The 20,356-nt window shown below is 67.2% G+C and carries 11 protein-coding genes; 6 read left to right on the top strand and 5 right to left on the bottom strand.

Annotated features, from left to right (window positions below; translation table 11 throughout):
• Positions 1 to 1,604: 1,604 nt before the first annotated feature.
• A protein-coding gene (locus tag NBZ85_RS10015) for an IS5 family transposase (RefSeq protein ID WP_438803071.1) occupies positions 1,605 to 2,400 on the bottom strand; the annotation gives its coding sequence in 2 pieces (ribosomal slippage) (positions 1,605 to 2,069 and positions 2,071 to 2,400; 795 coding nt in all).
• 166 nt (positions 2,401 to 2,566) lie between these two features.
• On the opposite strand from NBZ85_RS10015, the gene NBZ85_RS10010 reads away from it, so the two are divergent.
• From NBZ85_RS10010 to NBZ85_RS09990, 5 genes are read left to right on the top strand one after another with little or no spacing between them, the layout of a single operon-like run.
• A complete protein-coding gene (locus NBZ85_RS10010; RefSeq protein WP_261561848.1) occupies positions 2,567 to 3,052 on the top strand; it encodes an AlbA family DNA-binding domain-containing protein in 486 nt (161 codons plus the stop codon).
• Positions 2,983 to 4,941, top strand: a complete 1,959-nt coding sequence (locus NBZ85_RS10005) for a hypothetical protein (RefSeq protein ID WP_261561847.1) — start codon at positions 2,983 to 2,985, stop codon at positions 4,939 to 4,941. The genes NBZ85_RS10010 and NBZ85_RS10005 overlap by 70 nt, the downstream gene beginning before the upstream one ends.
• Complete coding sequence (locus NBZ85_RS10000) at positions 4,938 to 5,735, top strand: hypothetical protein (RefSeq protein WP_261561846.1); 798 nt, start codon at positions 4,938 to 4,940, stop codon at positions 5,733 to 5,735. The genes NBZ85_RS10005 and NBZ85_RS10000 overlap by 4 nt, the downstream gene beginning before the upstream one ends.
• 19 nt (positions 5,736 to 5,754) lie before the next feature.
• Positions 5,755 to 10,212, top strand: coding sequence for a coiled-coil domain-containing protein (locus tag NBZ85_RS09995; RefSeq protein ID WP_261561845.1), 4,458 nt, complete (start codon positions 5,755 to 5,757; stop codon positions 10,210 to 10,212).
• Between the two features lie 31 nt (positions 10,213 to 10,243).
• Positions 10,244 to 11,329, top strand: a complete 1,086-nt coding sequence (locus tag NBZ85_RS09990) for a Wadjet anti-phage system protein JetD domain-containing protein (protein WP_261561844.1) — start codon at positions 10,244 to 10,246, stop codon at positions 11,327 to 11,329.
• 318 nt (positions 11,330 to 11,647) lie between these two features.
• Here the strand turns inward: NBZ85_RS09990 and NBZ85_RS09985 are convergent, their stop codons facing one another.
• Positions 11,648 to 15,907, bottom strand: coding sequence for a TIR domain-containing protein (locus NBZ85_RS09985; RefSeq protein WP_261561843.1), 4,260 nt, complete (start codon positions 15,905 to 15,907; stop codon positions 11,648 to 11,650).
• 203 nt (positions 15,908 to 16,110) lie between these two features.
• Between NBZ85_RS09985 and NBZ85_RS09980 the strand changes: the two genes are divergently transcribed.
• Positions 16,111 to 16,437, top strand: a complete 327-nt coding sequence (locus NBZ85_RS09980) for a hypothetical protein (RefSeq protein ID WP_261561842.1) — start codon at positions 16,111 to 16,113, stop codon at positions 16,435 to 16,437.
• 331 nt (positions 16,438 to 16,768) lie between these two features.
• On the opposite strand, the gene NBZ85_RS09975 is transcribed toward NBZ85_RS09980, so the two are convergent.
• The 3 genes from NBZ85_RS09975 to NBZ85_RS09965 all read right to left on the bottom strand — a co-directional run.
• Entirely contained in the window at positions 16,769 to 17,797 is a 1,029-nt protein-coding gene (locus tag NBZ85_RS09975) for a hypothetical protein (RefSeq protein WP_261561841.1), read from the bottom strand.
• 33 nt (positions 17,798 to 17,830) lie between these two features.
• Positions 17,831 to 19,531: a recombinase family protein gene (locus tag NBZ85_RS09970; protein WP_261561840.1), complete on the bottom strand. Its 1,701-nt coding sequence runs from the start codon at positions 19,529 to 19,531 to the stop codon at positions 17,831 to 17,833.
• 503 nt (positions 19,532 to 20,034) lie between these two features.
• Positions 20,035 to 20,356: recombinase family protein (locus tag NBZ85_RS09965; protein WP_261561839.1), on the bottom strand; the 322-nt coding region annotated here is incomplete at its 5' end.

Here is a 20,356-nt window from a genome sequence, read left to right as displayed (position 1 = left end):
CGAGCTTGATAAGGTGGCCGAACAGCTGAACGGAAGGCCGCGGCAGACGTTGGGCTGGGCGAAGCCGGTCGAAGTCTTCAACGATTTGCTGGCGAAGCATGCGTCGCTATGACCGCTTGAATCCGCCCAGTGATCGACCCCCATGGCAGCTCACGCCGCCGGTCGTCGGAACGCGTGGCCGTCGCGTGGGTGGTACCGACATCCGTCCTCGGTCATACCGGGTGACCTGCGAGAATGAGGTCACCGGACAGGGTGACCGGCGGTGGGGTAATGGTTCGAGTCCCCCCTCGGACACAACCTAACGAGATCAACATAGTCTCTGACCTGGGCATATAGGGTGTGGGGTTCAATTCGCCCGTCCGATATGAACCATTACCCCACATGCGCTCTACCTGCACTTTTGAGGGCTATCCCCCTGCTGGCATCCGGCCGTTCGACGTCGGGTTGACCAGCTTCGAGTGGGATCTGTTGGTGGCCCGGGTCTTGGCCGTCAGGTGCGCCGACGGCCAGGCTCGCTCCGTGGATGTCGCTGCTCTGGACGAGCTGGGTACGGCCTCTAGCTAGCATCGCCCGGACTGACCGGTACCGGCCGGGGCGCCGGTCCGCGGGCTACTGATCCGCGGGCTCACAGGCGCCATCAGGATGGCCATCGACGCTGCGTCCTACCTCGGCTTCGCGATCGACGTGCGATGTATCCGCGAAGGTACGCCGCCTCCGCCGGAACGCTCCTTCGGCTCGGCATCTGAGCAGGATGGCGCTGTCTCTGTGCGTATCCTGGGTTGTGGTCGCTGTTTGACGACGTGGTGCTGTTCAGCGGCTCTGCGATCAGACGGTTCCGCTGCTCGTGGTCGTCGTCCTCGACGAGTTCCAGGCTGCCCGCGCGAGTGAACGGACTGTCCCTGGCGCGGCCGTAGCGCGGTGGCATCGCCGGATCACGGCTCGCGCCGCTACTGCGCACAGGTCGGGCAGCGGCGTGCGCTGCTCGTCGTCGGCGCGGCATGTGCTGTCTGACTGCGAGGATGCGAGCAGCAAGGATGTGGCCCGCGGTGCGGCTACCAGCCCGAAAAACAGTCGGCAGAGCCACATGGCGAGACCATTCCCCAGAATCCCGTTGTATCTCGCTGTCATACTGTTGCTGGAGGTGGTGGTGAATGTCATCGCTGGTGGCAGAACTTCGAGACCCGACCAGTCCGGTCACTGTCTGGCTTCGCGAGACGTTCCCGCATCATCGGCCGGTCCAGGCCTCCTACCGCGCCTAGGCCGGGACTGCTCGGCTGTTTCCTGCGGGCGAGGTGGCCGGGGGCACGCAGGGGGCTGCGATCGACTGGTGGCTGCGGCTGCTTCTCGATCCGGAGCCCTCCCCGCTTCTCCCGGCCCACAGCTGTCTTCTCGCCGGCCCGTCGCCGTGGGAACTACGCCATCTGACCTCCCGCCCGACGACGGCCGCGAGGCTCGTGCCCGCGGACGAGACATCGCTGGAAGACTCATCCACAAACCGGAGGCGAACGCCGCTCAAGCGCGGCTGGCCGAGGCGAACAGCCAGTGTGTCGAAGCCAATCCAGGTCAACCGGGTGTCGCTACCCCTGTGACCCTAAGAGCGTGTCTCACGTGGCTAGTTTCTTCCAGCAGGTAAGCGCCGCTGCCAGGGTGAGGAACCCGAGAAAGTTATGGCTGTTGCGTTCGTAGCGGATGGTGATGCGGCGGTAGCCGCCGAGCCAGGCCATCGTCCTTTCGACCTTCCACCGGTGGCGGCCGAGCTTCTCGCTGGACTCGATGCCCTTGCGGGCGATCCGGTGCGCGATCCCGCGGTCGCGTAGGAAACGACGCAGGTCTTCGCTGTCGTAGGCCTTGTCCGCGCGCAGCTTGTCCGGCTTGCGGCGTCGCGGGCCGCGCCGGGAACGAACCACGGGGATCCCCGTGACCAGCGGGATCAGGGCGTGGCCGTCATGCAGGTTGGCACCGGAGACACCGACGACCAGCGGGAGACCGGCGGCATCGGTGAGCACGTGCAGTTTCGAGCCGGCCTTGCCCCGGTCCACCGGGCTCGGACCGGTCAGCGAGCCCCCCTTTTCCCCGGACGCTCGCGGAGTCCACGATCGCCGAGGTCCAGTCCACGGTCCCAGCGGCGCCGTGCCGGTCCAGCACCGCCCGGTGTATCCGAGGCCATAACCCTGCCCGGGTCCAGACCTGGAACCGGCGATGCGCCGTGGGCGCCGACACCCCGAACGACGGCGGGAGATGCCGCCACGCATACCCCGACGTCAGCACGTACACCACCGCGGTGAACACCGCCCGCTCCTCCACCGGAGCCGTGCCCCCGCCCTGCGGACGCGGCGTGAAGGAGGGCAACAGAGGCTCGACGAGCTCCCAGAGCTCGTCCGGTACCAGCCGCAGGGCCAGGCGGTCGCTCACAGCTCAGATCATGCAAGAAGATCCACTTGGCCACGTGAGACACCCTCTAAGGCTGCTTCCAGCAGGACTGGCCTGCCCTCCTTTATGCCGTACCATCTGCGTCGACGACACCCGGTAGACGATGGGCTCATCGGCGATGCGAAGATGGCGGGTTATGAGCAGACCCGTATGGACGCGGCCTACCTACGCCAGCGGCCTGTCGGATATCTATGCCCGTCGCACATCTGAGAAACACTACATCGAGCTGAAGCGGACCTACGAGCCGACCGACAGCGCGAAGCGTAAGATGGCTGAGCATCTGGCGTCTCTCGCACTCGACGGCGGCGTGCTTGTTATTATCGGTGTCGAGGAAAACGATGCCGGCATTGCCATCGAAGTGGTGCCAGTCGAGCTTGCCGGGTTTGCCGAGCGGGTCGACTCCGCGGCGCTGCACCGGTGCGATCCGCCGGTGCAACCCGGCGTTACCCTCCTGCCTGATCCGGAGGATGAGGAAGGGGGGACCGGTATTCTTATCGTCGAGGTTCCCGCTCACCCGCTTGCACCAATCATGGTTGACGGAACCTCGACAAGATGCCCTCAGACACCTGGCGGGCGCAGGGGCTACCGCCCGACGACGACCTCGCCGCACGGCGCTGGATGAACGCGGTCGAAGCCGGGCACCAGCGAAGGCCAGAGTTGTCCGGGGCCGACACCGAAGCTCGCGCCGAGCTCGACCTGCTCCGGTACGCCAAGCTCGCGCTGGCCGAAGGGCGGGAGGCAGAAAACCGCGGAGAGCATGATGAGGCCATCGCGCGGTTCGCCGTGGCCGCAGAACAGGGTGTCGGAGACTCCGTGCTCCTGCTGGCCGGCGCGCTGACCCGCGCAAAGCGCTTCGAGGAGGCACTGGAGTGGTGTGAGCTCGCCGCAGACGAGGGATTCGACGAGGCTTCTGACTTGGCGGCCCGGTGTCGTGCCGCTCTCGGCCTGCCCGCTCCGGTCGCGGAACTGCCTCCTGCACCACCAGCACCCGCTCCTCCCACATGTGAACCTGCGCAGCTTCCAGGGCGGAGCGCCGGTCTGACCGCCAGCGCCGACCTCGGACTGACCCGAAGGCTCAAAGCCCTCGCCTGCACCGCGCCCCTGCACGAACTGGACTACCACAAGGCGAAGCTGGACTGGGTCGACGCAACGGTGTACCAGATGGCGGAGGTCGCGATGCACACGATCGACCAGGTCACCATCGCGATGGACTTCGACACCGGCGCGGCACATGACGCCGTGCAGGAACGGGTGACCCCGTTCATCTCCGCCCAGGCACCCGGCCGCAGCGTCGAGGAGCACCGCCGTGTCGCGCGGTGGGTGCTGGAGAAGCTGATCAACGTCGGTACGGTCGACCGGGTCTTTCACCACGTCTACGGCGAGATCGGTGCCGACGGCGACTATCGGCGCCTCACCTTCGACTTCAAGCTCGTGCGCGAGGTTGCCGGAAACCGCGGCGAGATCTACCTGCGGACGACCGACGAGGCGATCAACGTCCTCGTGGGTGCGCTCGACACCGACGTCGAGTCCGCGCAGGTGGCGGCTGAGGTGAAGCTGGAGAACCTGATCATCCGCGGACAGCTCGCGGACGCACGCGTCGCCGCCGAACAGGCTCGCTACCGCACGGTCCAGTACGGGGAGATGCTCCGGCACAAGCTCGATGCCACCCGCCGCGACATCCGCGTGGTGGACTGGGAGCAGGAACTGCCGGAGATGCTGGACAAGGCACTCACTCACATCGAGGACCGCTTCAAGGTCGAGCACGCGATCCTGCGCCACATAACCCAGGCACGCGACGAGTCCGACGATCCGGACCACAAGCGCAGAGCGGCCGAGCTGGTGACCATCGTGGCGGACTGCATCCGCCGGCACACCCAGTTGCAGAACCGCATCCAGTCCGCGCGCTCGGTGTTCCGCGAGGAGCAGGACAGACAGCGTTTCTCCGGCTCGCCACAGCGAGCAGCGCTGGATCTGCACGGGCAGCTTCTCAAGCCGGTACTCGCACTGCCGATCGTCGACGCGGTGGCCCCACTGGAGCAGTTCTTCCGAGCGGCTTCGGGGGCGCAGAGCCCAGATGCGCCGGCATTGCCCTCCCTCGTCTCCATGCTGCTGCGCCCGAACGTCGATCGCGACCGGACCGCAGGTCCGGTAGTCGTTCCAGAGCTGGATGAGGCACAGGACGACAGGAGGTTCACGGACGTGCACAAGGCTCAGGCGGACGCTCTGCTGGATCTGCCCGGTCAGGTCCGCACACTCGGCTCGCTGCTGCAGGAGGCCGCGGACTTCGACGACGAGCTGCCCGCGCTCGTCGCGTTGCGCGCCGCCAACGCCTACAACCCCGCGATCAGCACGGCGGTGCTCAAAGGCAAGTCCCGCATGCTGGTCGCGGTTCCTGCGAACCGCCTCATTGAGTCGCCAGACGGAGCGACAGGCGATGACCTGCTGCTCACCACCGCGGAGGTCGTGGTGCCCGCAGAGGAACAGAACACTGTGCACGAGGAGTCCGCGTGAACAAACTCGACATCACCGACGCCGAGCAGGCTGCCCAGCTGGTCTCGATGGGGTTGCGGGGTAGGCAGGTCCCCGGCCGGGACGCCGTCTACCGCACCCTGGTTGACCGGTACAGATGTGACGACGTGTTCGCCGCGGCGGTCGACGCGATCGCCATGGGCCTGGGGCTCGCCGTGCTGGACGTGACCGCAGTCAGCGGGATCGTTCTGGCGGCACAGCCCGGTTCCCCTTTCGAGATCAAGATGGACGACTACGCACGTCAGGCGAAGCTGCGTGAGCGCAGGGACACCGAGAAGGTGCTGCACGGCATCGCACACCTCGCCATCGCGGCACTGGCCTTTCCCCGGCCCGACGACTTGGCCAACGACCAGTACGTAGGACGCGTATCGGTCGAGGCGGTCGATCTGGTGGTGCGGGAGACGTGCCGGGTGCTGAAAGACCGGACGATGACCGAAACGGGCAACACCGATACTTCCGCGGAGGCGCCCGAGCTCGAACAAGCCTGGCGCGCCTATGCGAACCGCCACGAGGTCGCGTCCACGAAAGACAATCGGAACAACAGTGACAGCACACGGGGCATGGTGCGGCGCGCCCTCAGGTGGCTCGCTGAGCGCGGTCTCGTGCAGGCCGTTGGCGAGGAGTCGGACGAGACCTTCCGCCCCACCAGTCGTTACCAGATCCACGTCCGACAGCTCGCCTCACAAGCGGCGTTCCGCGAGCTACTCGAACTCGGCGTGGTGCCACGGATAGCCCTCGAGCCTGCGCACGTCACCCCCGCCGCACCGGCGAACTGAGTCGAGGAACACGCTCCGCATGTACGAACTGTCGAAGGTCCGACTGTATTCGGTGGGCCCTGCGGGGGCTCGCTACGAAGACGTCACGATCGACCTGTCCGACGTTGGTCCGCCAGTCCGCGGCCAGCAGCTGGTGCTCGGCCGCCCAGAGATCCGGCGCCCCTCTCCGGCTTCGATCCTCTTTCTGGAGAATGGCGGCGGGAAATCCGTACTGATCAAGCTGATCTTCTCGGTCATGCTGCCAGGCCGACGTCAGGTAGTCGGCACGTCCAACTCCAAGGTGCTGGAGAACTTCGTAGGCCGTGACGATGTGGCCCATGTCGTGCTGGAGTGGATGCACACCAGCACGGGGCGCCGGCTGCTCACAGGCAAGGTGTCGGACTGGCGCAGACGCAGCCCTCAGACAGGAGAAAGCGGTCTCGTCGACCTCTGGTATAGCCTGCGTCCAAACAACACCGTCGGCATCGCCACGCTGCCGTTCGCGGAGAACGGCGCCAACCTGGTCGCGCACGAGTTCCGATCACGACTCGACGACCTCGCGGAGACAGATCCGACGCTGGAGCTGAACTGGGCGGACAGGCACTGGAAGTGGACGGAGCAGCTCGGCGACCTCGGGCTCGACTCCGAGCTGTTCCGTTACCAGCGAGCCATGAACGCCGGCGAAGGAGAAGCGGCCGACGCATTCACCTTCGCCACCGACGAGGCATTCGTCGACTTCCTGCTCAAGGCGGTGCTGCCGGCCGGAGACCACGAGGACCTCGCCGCGTCCATTACGGGACACGCCGAGAAGCTGGCCAAGCGCGGTGACCTAGAGAAGGAACGTACCTTCGTCGAGGAGGTGCTTGGGCACCTCGGCCCGCTGCACGAGCAACGAGTCGCCACTACACGAGCCCAGCGCGATGCCGCCGCCGCGGCGGACGAGCTAGCCGGCTTCGTCACGAGACTGGTCGCGCGGGTGATGCACGAAACCGGGCTGCTGGAGCAACGGCAACAGCACATCGCTGACCTCACCGAGGCGACGGCAACTGCGGAACGCGCCCTCGGCGGGGCCAAAGACGTCCAGCGGGCCTTGGCATACCGCACAGCCGAGCTTCGAGTAACAGCCTCACTCTCGGCGCAGGAAGACGCGGCCACGGCACATACCTCCGCTCATCGAGTAGTTCAGGGGTGGGCAGCCACCCGAAAGCTCCTCGATCATGAAGCGGCTGCCGAAGGCGTCGCCACGCTGCGAAAGGTAGTCGCCGAGAGGCAGGACGCCGCACAAGTTGCGCTACGTGCGCGCAACGAGAAGGCGCGTGCCGTGGCGCGAGCGCTCATCGTCACCGTGGATGCCGCACTTGATCAGTCCCAGCAGGAGGACGCGGCTCTCGCGGGCTTGCGAAAATCGGTGGAGGCCACCGAGAAGTCCTGGCGATCAGCCGTGGAAGGCAGCCTCGAAGCCACACTGCTCGCGACGCAGCTGGATCAGCGCGCGTCCAAGGTGGACGAGGAGGTCCGGACCGCTGTCCGCGACGGGCTGGCCGGTTCGGCCGCGTCGCTCGCCCAGGACGCGGTCGCGGTCGCCGACCAGATGCGGGTGGACTCCGCGGCCGTGGAGGAGGCTGGCCGCCGCCTGGAAGGCCTTGGCAACGAAGTGGAGACCGCCAGGACGGAACTGGCGGAGGCCCGTCAGGTCGAGACCGACGCACGCAGCTGCCACGACAACGCGCAGGCATCGCTGCGACGCGCGGACGTTGCCGCCGCTGCATTGGCCGGCGAGCCGCGTCTGGTCGAGCTCCTCGACACCGACGACGTCATGCTCGAGTATGACGCCGAGACACTGCTCGATCAGCTCGTCAAGGCACAAGCCGACTTCGACCGGAGGCGCACGGCACTGAGGGTCGCGGACGCCGCCGACGAACCGGCTCGGTTGCTGTGGGCGGACGATCCCGATGCCCTTCTTCCACCCCATCATGAAGTCACACACATCCGAAATCTGCTGGAGTCGGACGGAATCGCGTGCGGGACCGGGTGGGACTACCTGGCGGACCGGTCAGATGAGGCGGTCCGCGCAGCGCTTGTACGCCAGCTGCCCCACCTGGCGGGAGGTGTGCTAGTCAACAAACCCGAGCATCTGGACCGAGCCCGTGAGGTGATCGCCGAACGCGAGTATCACCCTACAGGGACTGTCGTGGTAGCCACCCCCCACTCGTTCGATGTGGACGTAGACGTCAAGTTCGACCTCTCGCTGCGTCCAGCGGCAGGTTTCGTCGCACCACCCAGTCCGGCGTTGTACGACCGCAGCGCCGCGAAAGAGGAATGCGCTCGTATCACTCAGGAGCACGCGGTACGAACGGCCCAACTGTCCGAACTGGATGCCGCTTACGCCACCGATCAAGCCCTCGCCGCGAGGCTGGTCACATGGCGCGGCGAGTACCCCGTGGGTACGCTGGCCGCGCTCGCGGATGCGGTCACCTCAGCCGAGACGGCTTTGCGAGAGGCGGAGAAGTCCGTCGCGCACAGGGTGGAGGTACTCGGCAGCGCGATCAAGGTACGAGACGAGCTGAGGGTCCGCCTCGTCGAGATGCGTCAAGCACTCGACACGACCAAGGAACGCGCTCGCCGTCTGGCCGAATTGGCGGACAAGGTCCGCGAAGCCGCGGTCTGGCGCCAAGACGCCGGACTGGCACGAAGCCGGGCAGATGGTGAGGAAAGACGGGCCGGGACGTTCTCACTGCTCCTCACCAGGCTGCGCGAGGACATTGAAACCGGTCAGCGCCGGGCCGACTCCCTGCGAGCTCTGGCCGCGCGGACGCATGAGGAGATCAACGAACTTCCCGGGGATACGGCGGCCAACCGCGAGGATCCGGTGCCCGATCAACCGGTCGCTGTACTGCGCAAGGGACTTCAGCATGCACAACGCGTCTATGACCAAGCCGCAGTCGGTGACGATCAGCTCAAGGACCTGCGTCAGGCCGAAGCCAAGGCCACTGAAGCCCGCCTGGTGTGGGAGCAGGAACCGCTCGACGTGCGTGAGGCAGCACGGCACCTCCTCAACTCCACGGAGGGCGCGGACGTAGCGTCCAGAGCGACCGCGGCCACGCTGGCCGACTCCCGCCTGCTGTCGGCCGATCAAGTGCTTCGGGCCGCATCCGAGGGGCACACTGCCTGCAAGGTCCGGCTGGAACAGTCGCCGAAGCCGCCCGTTCCGCTGGACCTGGTGCGGCAACCACGAGACGTACCGCACGGCGACCAGCTCACCGCCGAGGCCGCCGAGGTGGCTGAACAGGCGGCCGCAGTGCATGAAAAACTGCTCGCAGACCTCTATCAGGCACGCGACAAGCTGGCAGCGGCCGGGGCTCTCGCCGACTCGTTCAAGATGATCGCCGAGACCCACCACGCCGCCGCGGACGACCAACCTGGTGCATACCTCGCTGACGTCGAGCCATTCGGCGGCGACGTCGAGGCAGCGCGTGAGAGGTATGCCGAGCTTCGGCGCACCGCAGCCAGGGCGCACAGAACCGCGCAGGACGCGCAGCACCTGCTGAACTCGCGAGCCGAGCAGCTCGAACTGTGTGCCGCGGACAGCAGGTTCGAGGCTATGGTGATCCCGATTCGCGTCCAGATCCGCGGAGTGGCGTCATCGGCTCTCGGCGACCACGCCGAGGAGTGGATGAAGCAACTCCGCCCTCGTCTGAGGTCACTGACCGACGATCTGGAACAGATTGACCGCCACCGCAACGCCATTCTCGAACGGCTGACGGCCATCGTGGACGGAGCATTCCTGAAGCTGCTCACTGCTCAGCGGTTGTCCAAGCTGCCCGCCGGACTCGGAAGCTGGACCGGCATGGAGTTCCTCCGCATCGGCGGCAAGCCGGTTGAGGGAGACCTGCTCACCCACCAGCTCGCCCAGGTTCTCGACGACGCGGTCGAACGGTACAAGTCTTCGGGGAAGGTCGACGGCTTGGCGGTGGTGCTGCGGTCCGTGCGAGCAGCAGTGCCCAAGGGTTTCAAGGTGACAATGCTGAAGCCGGACGCGGTGCTACGGACCGAGCGCGTCGGTATCTCCGAGGTGCGCGACGTGTTCTCCGGCGGCCAGCACCTCACTGCCGCGATCATCCTTTACTGCACGCTCGCCGCGCTACGCGCGAACGACCAGGGCAAGGCTCGTCACCACCACTCGGGTGTGCTGTTCCTCGACAACCCCATCGGTCGGGCCTCGGCGACATATCTGCTCGACCTGCAGCTCGGCGTCGCCACGGCCCTCGGCGTCCAGCTCGTCTACACCACAGGGTTGTACGAGGAGGAAGCGCTCGGCGGTTTCCCGCTGATCGTCCGCTTGCGCAACGACTCCGCTGTGCGCGCAGGCAGGAAGTACCTGTCGGTGCACGAGCGAATTATGCCGCACCTCCAGGGTCTCGCTCCACCGGACGACACCGGTGTTCTGACCTCCATCAGGACGGTTCTCCCGAGGCGGCGGCGTGACGAGACGGATTGAGCAGCTCGCGGACAAGCTCTACCAGGAACTCGTGTCCTGGGCCACCAAACGAAACTGGGCGGGCACTACGCGCAGGGAGGTGCCGATCGACGATGTCCGCCGTTGTTTCAACACCGTCTACCAGCGCAGGGAAGAAGACAGCGGTATCGCGGTCATGATCCGCGACAGCCTCGCTGTACTGATCGAGCGCGAGCGGATCGCCCCGGTGAAGGCCACCGACCGGGAGATCGTCACGCTTCCCCTGAAGATCAAACTGATTCCCACGGCCGCACCTACCACGAAAGCCGTTCCCGCGATGCCTCGCTGGCACAGGCTGCTGTATGACCTCGAGGGCTCCTGGCCGATGGCAGGGTCTCGACAACGCGCCTGTTACCTGGCGATCAACACCTGGTTGCTGAGCAACCCCGATCGCACGACCCTCGTTCCGTTGCGCGAGCGCGCTCTGGAGATCTTCAGCGCCTCCGGTGACGAGGAAACCTTCCCCTCACCGGAGAAGGCACTGGACGACGTGCGCAAGGGACCGCTGTTCAGTGACCAGGAGCGACTGCTCGACCTGCTGCACGCCACGGCGACACCTCCGCCGTTGCTCAGCAAGCAGGTACTGGAAGAGCTGAACGAGAACCACCTGAAGCGCGTCGGCGACGGCGACCTGTTGCTCGTGGTCGAGAACAGCGCGACGTGGTGGTCGGTCGTGAAAGCACTGCCGGCCAGCCACAACGTCGGGCACGTGGCCTGGGGTTTGGGCGGGAGCTTCGTTTCCTCCGTTCGGTCGATCACCGAGAGCCGCGAGATCCGCCGGATCCGCTACTTCGGAGACGTCGACTCCTCCGGGCTGCGGATCCCCGTCTCGGCCAAGCGCACAGCACAAGCGACCGGACTTCCTCCAGTCCGCCCTGCAACGCACCTCTACGCCGAGCTGTTCACCGTCGGGCGGAGCTGGCGAGCCGGCGACATGGCCGTGAGCGAGGACCGCGCTGCCGAGCTGTCCAACTGGCTCCCGGGAGAGCACCGCGAAATCGCCACCAACCTCCTCGTCCAGGGACGCCGCATCGCCCAGGAGTGGGTCGGATACCAGCACCTAAGCCGAACCCAACGCTGGCATGCAGACCTCATCTGACCAGTGAACTTGGAACAGAATTCTCGAAAGCGAGAACATGATCGACTGTTAGCACTCGTTCGGCGCCTCGGCCTGGAAACGGATATGGGACGACCGTGGCCGTTTCGCTGGCTCAGGTGTGACAGCCCGGCGCGGGTGAGAATCCGGTGGATCGTCGTCCGCGACAGGGTGACCGCATGATGGTGAGCCAGATGCCAGCCGATCGTGTCCGCGCCCGGAACCTCTGGCCGGCGCTGTGGGTGACATTGGTCGCTCATGGCACATCGGCCACGTCCTTGGGGGCACGAATGCGTTCAACCTCGGCCCGAGTGGCCCTGGCTACCGCACAGCAGCGAGTGCGTTCTGTAGGTCGAGCGCGCCTGCGTCGGAGAGGTCGTCGATGAGGCCGAGGCAGCGGCGGCGGAGTGGCTCGTCGGCTTGGCGGTAGAGGCGTAGAACGAGGCCGATGATGTCGATTGCGGCGCCCGCCGCTGCGGTTCTGATGTCGCCGAGGTCGTTGCCCGTCATCGCGATAGCGTGCTGGCAGGCGTCGAGCGCGGTCTCGGGCAGGAGCCGGTTGCTGCGTTGGAGGGCGCGGAACAGCGTGTCCAGGTTCTCGGCGAAGGCGGTGCTGGTGGTGAACGCGGCAACCAGACGGGTGGCGGTTGTAGCTGGCATCTGGTCGAGGCGTTCGAAGGTGATCGAGGCTCTGCGCCGGACCCGTTCGTCCGGGTCATCGAACAGTGCCACGAGTTGGTCCGTGGCCTCAACGGGCTGCGCGGCGAACTGCTCGGCTGCTCCTTGCTGCGCAGTGTCTGACAGTTCCCTGATGGTCCGCGGAAGCGGGGCGGGAAGCGGGCCTCGCAGGGAGTGGTGGGCCCAGACGGCGCCCGCGTACTCCGCGACCGGTTCAGATCCGGTCATCGCTTGCAGCAGGTAGCTCGCGAAGCGCTCCGGCTCCCGTTCGAACGCGGCGCCAAGAAGCCGCACGGTCTGTGCTTCCTCGCCTGTGGCCGCGTCGAGAACAATGACGGCGATCTGTAGCGCTGTATCGGCTTCGATGCCGAGCAGTACGCGGGCCGTCAGCGCGGCGGCGTCGCGGACCGCGGGCGCGGGATCGGCCGCGAGCCGCCATATCGCTGGCAGGAGGCGAGGGGTGTGCTCGGGTGCGGTGTGCAGGACTTGGGCGATGACCTCGCCTGCGGCTGCTCGGGTCGCGTCACGGTGGAACGCAGCCGTGCACTCGTCTTCCTGGGTCCTCGCCGTCCTGACTTCGGCGTCGGGCGCGGGGTCGGTGTCGTCGAGGAAGTTCTCAACGAGCGTGAGGAGGGCCGGCTCGGCGGCGGCGGACCGGCCGATCGCGCGGCACACCTCTGCGCCGGCCTCGAGCCCAGCCACCGCGCGAATGTGGACGCAGAGGTTGGTGAACAGGTCCGCGGGCACCTTGTCGGCGACCGTACTGACCACGCTGGACAGGTAGAAGGGTGCGACTTCGGGGCCGAGCGTGAGGGCCAGCGCGGCGAAGCGTTCGGGCTCGACGATGGCGCGGTCTCGTAGCCGGCTCGCGAGCCCTGGCGCTCCGCTGACTGGCGGTCGGCGTGACCAGTCGACCGTGTCGTGCGGGTACTCGCGGATCTTCAGGGCCCAGTCGTTGTCGGACAGCAGCGCCGCCTCGTCAGCGGAAATTGGAGGCTCGACGGTGCCGCTGTGGGAGTCCTCGAAGGGTGCGAGCGGTTGAGCGAAGGCCGGGGCGAGTTCGGCGAGGCGTTGCTCGGCGACCGGGCTGCGGCGTGCTGGGTCGACGGCGGTGAGCAGCCAGTACTGCGTCTGTCCTCGCCGGGGTCCGGTTGCCTCGTCCTCGTGGTCGTAGTCGAGCAACCGCAGGACCAGTGCCCGCAGATGCGTGTCGTCGCAGTGCTGAGAAGCCGCCTCGACGAGTTCGTGGGAGGGTTCGTAAAGGTGCAGGTTCTGGTCGTCGGACAGCAGCCAGTCGACCGCTTCATCGCTGAAATCAGGCAGCGCGGCCCAGACCCGGCACGCGAGCTGACGAAGCTCGAAGACGTCGCTCGCCGCCAGTTCTCTCGCCCGCTCAGCGGCCAAGGCTGGCTGATCACCTGTGAGTTGGCGTAGGGCCTCGGCGGCACCATCGACCAGCGCGCCGTCGACGTTGGGCACGCCTGGGATCCGGCCCCGGGTCCAGCGGCGCAGTCGCCCTTCGGGGGCCGGCCGGGCGGCGCGGGCAACGACGTCGACGACGATCGGGTAGATCTCTTGAACGAAGGCGTCAGGCGCATCGGCCGCGATCTTTCCAATCACCCCGGGGCCAGACGGCGAGCGGCGCAGAAGGTGCCCGGATTCGAACGGGTCGTCGCTGCCGTCCGCTCGGGCGCGCAGGACGGCGCGGCGTAGCCACGCCCCGGCCGGTTTCGCCGTGTCGGCCGGGGCGCGGCTCGCGGCACCGTTGAGTTGCAGCCAGAAGTCGAAACCGTTGGCGGCCTTGCCGTAAAGGCCGTCAAGGTCCCCTCGTTCGATCAATCTGACGACCAGATCCGCCAGGCCGGCGGACCCGGAACCGGTCGCGAAAGGCAGAAGCACGTTCTGCCACGGCTGGGCTCTGCCAAGGCGAGGAGCTACCAGTTCGGCGACCCGGTCGGGCCGGTGCCGGGCCGCCGCGATCACCGCACGGGCCGCCAAATCCTGGGTTGCTGGACCGTCCAGCAGGGCTTCCCATCGCAGCGCCTCGTCGGCGGCGTCGAACCAGGCCGGCTCCGCGAGCAGACCCGCGAGTTGCGCCGAACGGCGGCCCGTGTCGAACGCGAGCGGCTCGATGACGGCCCAATCCTGGGCGGTCGCTGGCAGACGTCGCAGGACCGCGATGACGACGTCGAGCAGGTGCGAACGGATCCGGTCGCTGGTGAGCAGCCGCCGCGCGGAGGTGAGGAAGGCCGTCCTGTCGGTTTCGGCGAGGTACTCCAGCACCTGGCGCGTCTGGGCACGGCGAAACAGCGCCTGCCGGTCCGCGCCGAGGAAGTCGTGCAGGTCCCGGCCCGCCGCGACGAACCCGCTGGCAAACACGAAGTCAAAGAAGGTCTCGTGGAAGAACCCAACCTGGGAGCCCTGTCGTAGGAGCACGCCTTCGGACTCCAACGCGCGGATCTGCTCTGGCGGAAACTGGCTTTCAACCACCGGAGCCGGGACGACCAAGCTCTCACGGTCGTTCATCGCGGCCGCCACCGCAGCGACGATCCGCTCCCAGTCCAGCGTCCCGATCTTCTTGGTGATCCGCTGACGGAAGTCACCTATGTACCTCGCGTACAACTCCGCCAGTGTCGCGTACGTCCGATGGCGCGACGACGCGGACAGGCCGCAGTACACCGCCAAATGCAGCGGCACCCGCAGGAGTTCCAGCATCGCGGCATCGAGCGCCGCCGCGTCGACGCCGAGCCGGCTGAGCACCGCCAGCACCTCGGCCGGCTCGAGGTCGCCCAACTCGACCTTCGCCACCCGCCTGCTGTCCGCCAGGACGTTACGCATCCGCGGATCTTCTTCAAGATCGACGGTGCGCACCGCGAGCACGATCCTGACGTTGGGAGCGGACTCGGCCTGCCTGAGAAGGTCGTCCACGGCCTCGAACGAGTCCGCCATCCGTCCGCTGTACTCGCTCACCGCGTCCAACTGATCCACCAGCACCACGGCAGGCGCACCCGCCGCGAACTCCGCCGCCAGGGCCACTGGTGAGCCCAGCAGGTCACACGCCCGGCCAAGCGCGTCAGCGGTCCGCACTGCGTCGCCCACTATGTCCATTCGTACGACAGCCGCGGCCCAGCCCAGCTCCCGAAGCTGCCGTACCGCTTCCGCCGTCACGGTGGACTTCCCGGAACCCGCACGGCCATGCACGACCAGCGCTGTCGGCCCGTCGGCCGCGGTCAGCGAGCCGACCAGCCGCTCGACGAACGGACGTGCCGGGCCGGCCGCCTTCGGCAACCGAGACTCGATCAACCGAGCGTGCCGGTCCGCCGTCGCCGCGAGCGCGCTGGCCAGCGCGCCATCCACCGAAGCAGGCGTCCGCGCCGCCTCCGCCGGGAACGGCGGCCGTCGTGCCGTCGAATCACCAGATGGAAAGGACGGTGCCTCGGCCGGCTTCGTCCGAAGACCACGGACAGCGACGGCCGCCTCCGACGTCAGCTTCATTCTCGCCTCGACCTCCGACAGCCCGAACAGGTCGATCGGCGCCAGCCCACGGAGCAGCGGCGGCGCGAGGAGCTCGGCGACCCGGACCACCAGAACTTTGCGCTGCCGCCCAGCCGGATCGTCCTCCCAGAACGAGTGCCACTCACCCTGACCGCCATCAGAACCAGGACGATCAGACAGCACGACCAGCACCCGGGCCGACCGCGAGATCCCTAGTTGAACTCGGCTGACCCGGTTAGCGCCCGGAAGCGTGTCCCACGCCCCGAACCAGGCATCGAATCCCGCGGCTTCCAACGTCCAGGCAACCCAGGCACCCCAATCCCGATCCACCGGCGCACAGGCCACGAAGAAACCCCACTCCGCGTCCCCGCCCATCGGGGCGCCCGCGGCCACACCCCCGTCGGACATGTCTCCATCTTGCACCTTCAAAGATCACTTCGGCTGGTACAAACCTCCCGAGGCGCCGGTACCGTGATCCGCCTGCGTTAACCGGGAAGCTGGCAGCCTGCCGAGCCTCCGGCCGGACGGGTGCGTCTGCGTAGACCGCTGACCTCGTCGCACTGAACATCGACGGGGATCTGCGCGTCTTCCTGCTCGACCTTCTTACGGAGATGACCCATGCGCTGGACGACTACTCGATCCGAGGTATCGCCGCGATCCAGGCCGCGTTCGATCGCACGATCGGCGCGCTTCGGCGCCGGGCGGATCTCCTGGGACGACTGAGCGACGAACAGGATCGGAACGAGGGCTGGACACGGCGATTCGGTCGCTATCTGATCCGGACGGAAATGATCATCGCTGTGGCCAGTAGCGCCCTGCAGCTTTCTGAACAGGTCACGGCCATGCTGGATATCGAACAAGATCCCCAGCTGCCCACCGTCGTCACCGTGGTCCAGGTACCTCCCAGCACCGACAACGGGGCGGTGCCCTCGATGTGAACACGGCAGCGTGAGTACCGCGGCCCGTCTCTCGGTGAGGACTGGGGGCAACCCGCCCGCTGTGGTCGCAGGCGGTTCCCAGCGCCCAGCGCCCACGAGGCGCAGGAACACGCTCACTCCGCCCCCGGGCCGGCCGACACTGGCGGGGTCGACGTGGGCGTAAGCCGTCGAGCGCGGGCAGGCCGAACATGTCTGTCGATAGTCGCGACGGTGTGCTGGCCGTCGTCGTCGAGCCGTTGGGCGAGCGTGACCTGGTCGGCGCGAGGGTGACCAGGTGCAGCGGGAGCGACCGAACCGGTCCAGGCGGCTGGTACGCCGGCGACTGTGGCGGTCAGCTGGCTTCGGCCAATGGACCCGACCCGAGTCGGTTCGCCTCCCGCACGTGGTCGACGGTTTCGGCTGCCTCCAGAACTGCGCCTGCCGGATCGAGTGGCCCATGGTCGGCTGCCGGGAGTTCGGCCTCGGCCGCGTGTTCTTCCAGTGTCCGGTGCGTGTCGGCTCGTAGCTGCCCCACGAGACTCCGTGCCCGCTTTGAGCCGACTTTCAGTCGCTGCCGTAGAGCCTCGGCGGAGATCGGCCGATGGTGTTCTTCCCAGTAGAGGGTGTCCTCCTGCCGTGCCCGCTGCAGCAACAGCCCGTCGGTGACCGCGCGAGGATTCCGGTCGGTCCCGCCCTGCGCAGGAACAGATAGCAGCCTGCCAGCGGCCCCTTCACGGTCGCAGTGCGGCCGTTCCACTTCTACGACCGCGGGCTTCGAGGGCACTCTCGCCGGTCCCGGCGCCATAGCCGGCTCCCAGAGGCTCCCGTTGGCCAGGCCGGCGGCTTCCTGGAGTTCCGTCGCGTCCGCCGCACCGGGCTGTTCTGCCATCGTGTCCGGCTCGGCCTGTCCGAGTTCGTGCATGGCTTGGAGGAGTCCGGGGCCGACGTGGGCCCAGCCGATGAGGAGCCAGCAGCCGACGCTGTCGAACGCGGCTTTGCCGTACTCGCCGCTGATGATCGGTTCGGAGACGTTCAATGCCAGGGTGACCATGCTGGCGAACACCAGAAGCCGCCGAGCTGGACGCAGCTGCTCAGGTCGGGCGCCGTGTGCGGACAGGTATCGGATTCCGAGGAGCAGGCCGACTACTGACAGGTCGACCGACGGCGCGACCAGCGGGGCGACGTAGGCGGGTACCCCGAGCCGCAATGCCAGCAGCCACACGTTTCCGAACGCGAACAGGAAGCTCAGGCCGACAACGCCGCCCATGATCACGGTCACCCCGCGGGCCGCGGCCCCCGGCTCTTCCGTCCGCCGAGGCGCACCCGGCATTGTTCGGCTTTCGGTAGAATCCGTCGTGTGCTCGCCGGTTGGGATGCTCATCGGTCGCACCCCGGCTGACCTGCGAGAACGAGGTCATCGGAGAGGGTGACCGGCGGTGGGGTAATGGTTCGAGTCGCCCCTCGGACACTCTCCTTCGTACATGATCGGCAGAGGCTTGGCCTCGGCGATCACTCTGTTGTCTCCCGGCTCATAGGTAAGTTCGAGTCCGAGTTGAGTGTAGATCTCTGCCTTGTCGGATGCGTCGGTGTCGGCGATGACGGCCACGATGTCGCCGGCGGCGGCGACCATGTCGCTGATCTCCAGCGCGGTCATGCGTCTGCGGCCGGTGGTGGTGCGTAGGCGGGCTTGGGTAGCGGCACGTTCGGTGTTGACCTTGGCGGTCCAGCGGGCGACGAGGGTGGGGTCGGTGCCGGCTTCGAGAGCGAGCCGGTAGCGCTCGAGCTTGGCGTCGCAGTCGATGATGGTCCGCCGGGCCTGGGCGAGATCGGCGTCGCGACCGAGGTCGGTGCCGTCGTTCTGAGCGGCGGTGAGGGCGGCGATGGTATCGGGGAGTTGGGGTGGTGTGAAGGCGCGGGCGAGCCAACGGTCGAGGTGGGGGACGATGAGTTCCTCGCGGACGTAGACGCTGCGGGGATGCTTCACGTGGTTGGCCAAGGCGTACTGGTCGGGGTAGACGCAGCGGTAGTGGGCCTTGCCGTTGTTCCAGCTGCCCTGCATCCGCCGCTGGCAGATCCCGCATCGCATCCGGCCGCGTAGCTGGTAGGGGTGCCGGGTGCGCTTGGGTTCGCGCGGGCCACTGGGGTCCAGCTTTTTTGCCGCGTAGCGGGCCTGGACCTGGGCGAAGGTGTCGTCGTCGACGAGGGCCTGGTGCACGACGCCCGCCGAGTAGATCCAGACGTCCGGGTCGTTCCACCGCATCCGAGTCTCGTAGCCGAGGGCGACGTCCTCGACGTCGAGGAGGACCTCGTCTTTGCGCTGGCGGTTCCAGACTTGCCGGCCGGTGTAGCGGGGGTTGGTCAGGATGGCGCGTAGCGCCGGTTTGGACCAGGCGATGCCGGTGCGATGGGGGTTACGAGCCGGGTCGTGGGCTGACGGGCTGAGGACGCCGTCGCCGGTGAGTCCTTCGGCGATCGCGTAGAGGCCCTTGCCCGCAGCGTATTCACGGAAGATCCTGGCCACGACCGGGCTGGTGACCGGGTCGGGTTCCAAGACGTGGAGGCGTTTGCCGTCGGCGGCCTTGGCCGGGTTCGGGTGGGGGCCGGCGTCGGCGATGTGGTAGCCGTAGGGCGGCCGTCCGCCGAGGAAGCGTCCTTCGGTCTTGGCCTGGGCTGCCATTGCAGTTCGCACCCGGATCTTGATCCGGTTCCGTTCTCCTTTCGACATGCCTCCGAACACAGACATGATCAGATCGTGGGCTTCGGATGCGGGATCGATAGGGCCGCCGACCTCGGGCACCCACAGGACGACGCCGTAGTGCTCGAAGACGGGGTGCACGAGGCTGTACTGGTTGCCGTAGAACGCCCGGTGCGGCTCCCCGATCACCACCGCGTCGAAGCCGCGGCCGGGCTCGCGCAGTGCGGTGAGGAGAAGAGCGGCCTGCGTGCGGCGCTTCCACGGGATCGAGCGTGAGTGGCCGATATCGAAGTACTCGGTGACGATCTCCCCGTGGGCGTCGGTGAGGGCGTGAGCGCGGGCGAGTTGCCAGGCGCGGGAGGACTCGGGGTCCTGCTGGTCCTCGGTGGACACCCGGCCGTAGAACGCGATCCTAATCAATTCAGGAGGCCCTTCTTTTGGTTCCTTCTTCGCTGTCCGGTGGTTGAGCTTCATGGTTCGTACTGTCGGAGGCGGGCTGCACGGCCGTGTGGCGAGCGAGTAGTCGAAGCAGGACGGCAGCCAGCCCCGGGGTAAGGACGGGCGGGTGGCTGGGTATGACTACTTCAAGGGTGCGGGGTGCTTCATCGGTTCCGCTCGTTGAATGAGATGCGGATGATAATGCGGCACGGCGAGGTGAGCAGCTACTTCCGAGCGAGCATGAGACGATATCTGGTCCGGGATCAGAAATGGTAATGCCGGCGGGAATCGGGTGCTGCCCTGGGAGGCAGGAAAATTGGTCTGGGTCCGAACACGTCCTGGCGCAGATGAAGGCAGAGGCCGGGTCCGGGCTCTCTGGAATTTGCCGGACTGAGGACCGGCCAGGACTGAATCCGGGTCCGGACTCGGCCGAGGGCGGAGCCGAATGCTCGCGGTTATTCCCATCCAGATCTTCAGCCGGGCACTCACTGGGAGGCATCGTCGTCCTTATCCCTGTAGACCGCCGGGCGGTCGGATGCAGAGATCTGCTGGGTGCCCACGGAAGGGCCTTCAGGACCGAGGAACTCCCAGGCCGGCAGGTTGGGGCTGATAAAGCCGGTGCCGGGCCGGGCGATGAGCTGGGCGTGGAAGAAGGTTCGTCCGTCGATGATCGGCTGGTGGGCGTAGGGGCAGATGATCCATTCGTCGGGGGGTACCGGTCGGCGTCCGGTGGTGCGGCCCCAGACGGTGGCTCCGGTGTAGGCGGGGTTGGTGAGGACGCGGGCGACGGCTTCGGGGGTCCAGGGT

The organism is Frankia tisae, from assembly GCF_025403405.1.
Lineage (GTDB): Bacteria > Actinomycetota > Actinomycetes > Frankiales > Frankiaceae > Frankia > Frankia tisai.
Note: the sequence above shows the minus strand (reverse complement) of the source record. Positions and strands in the feature narration are given on the sequence as shown.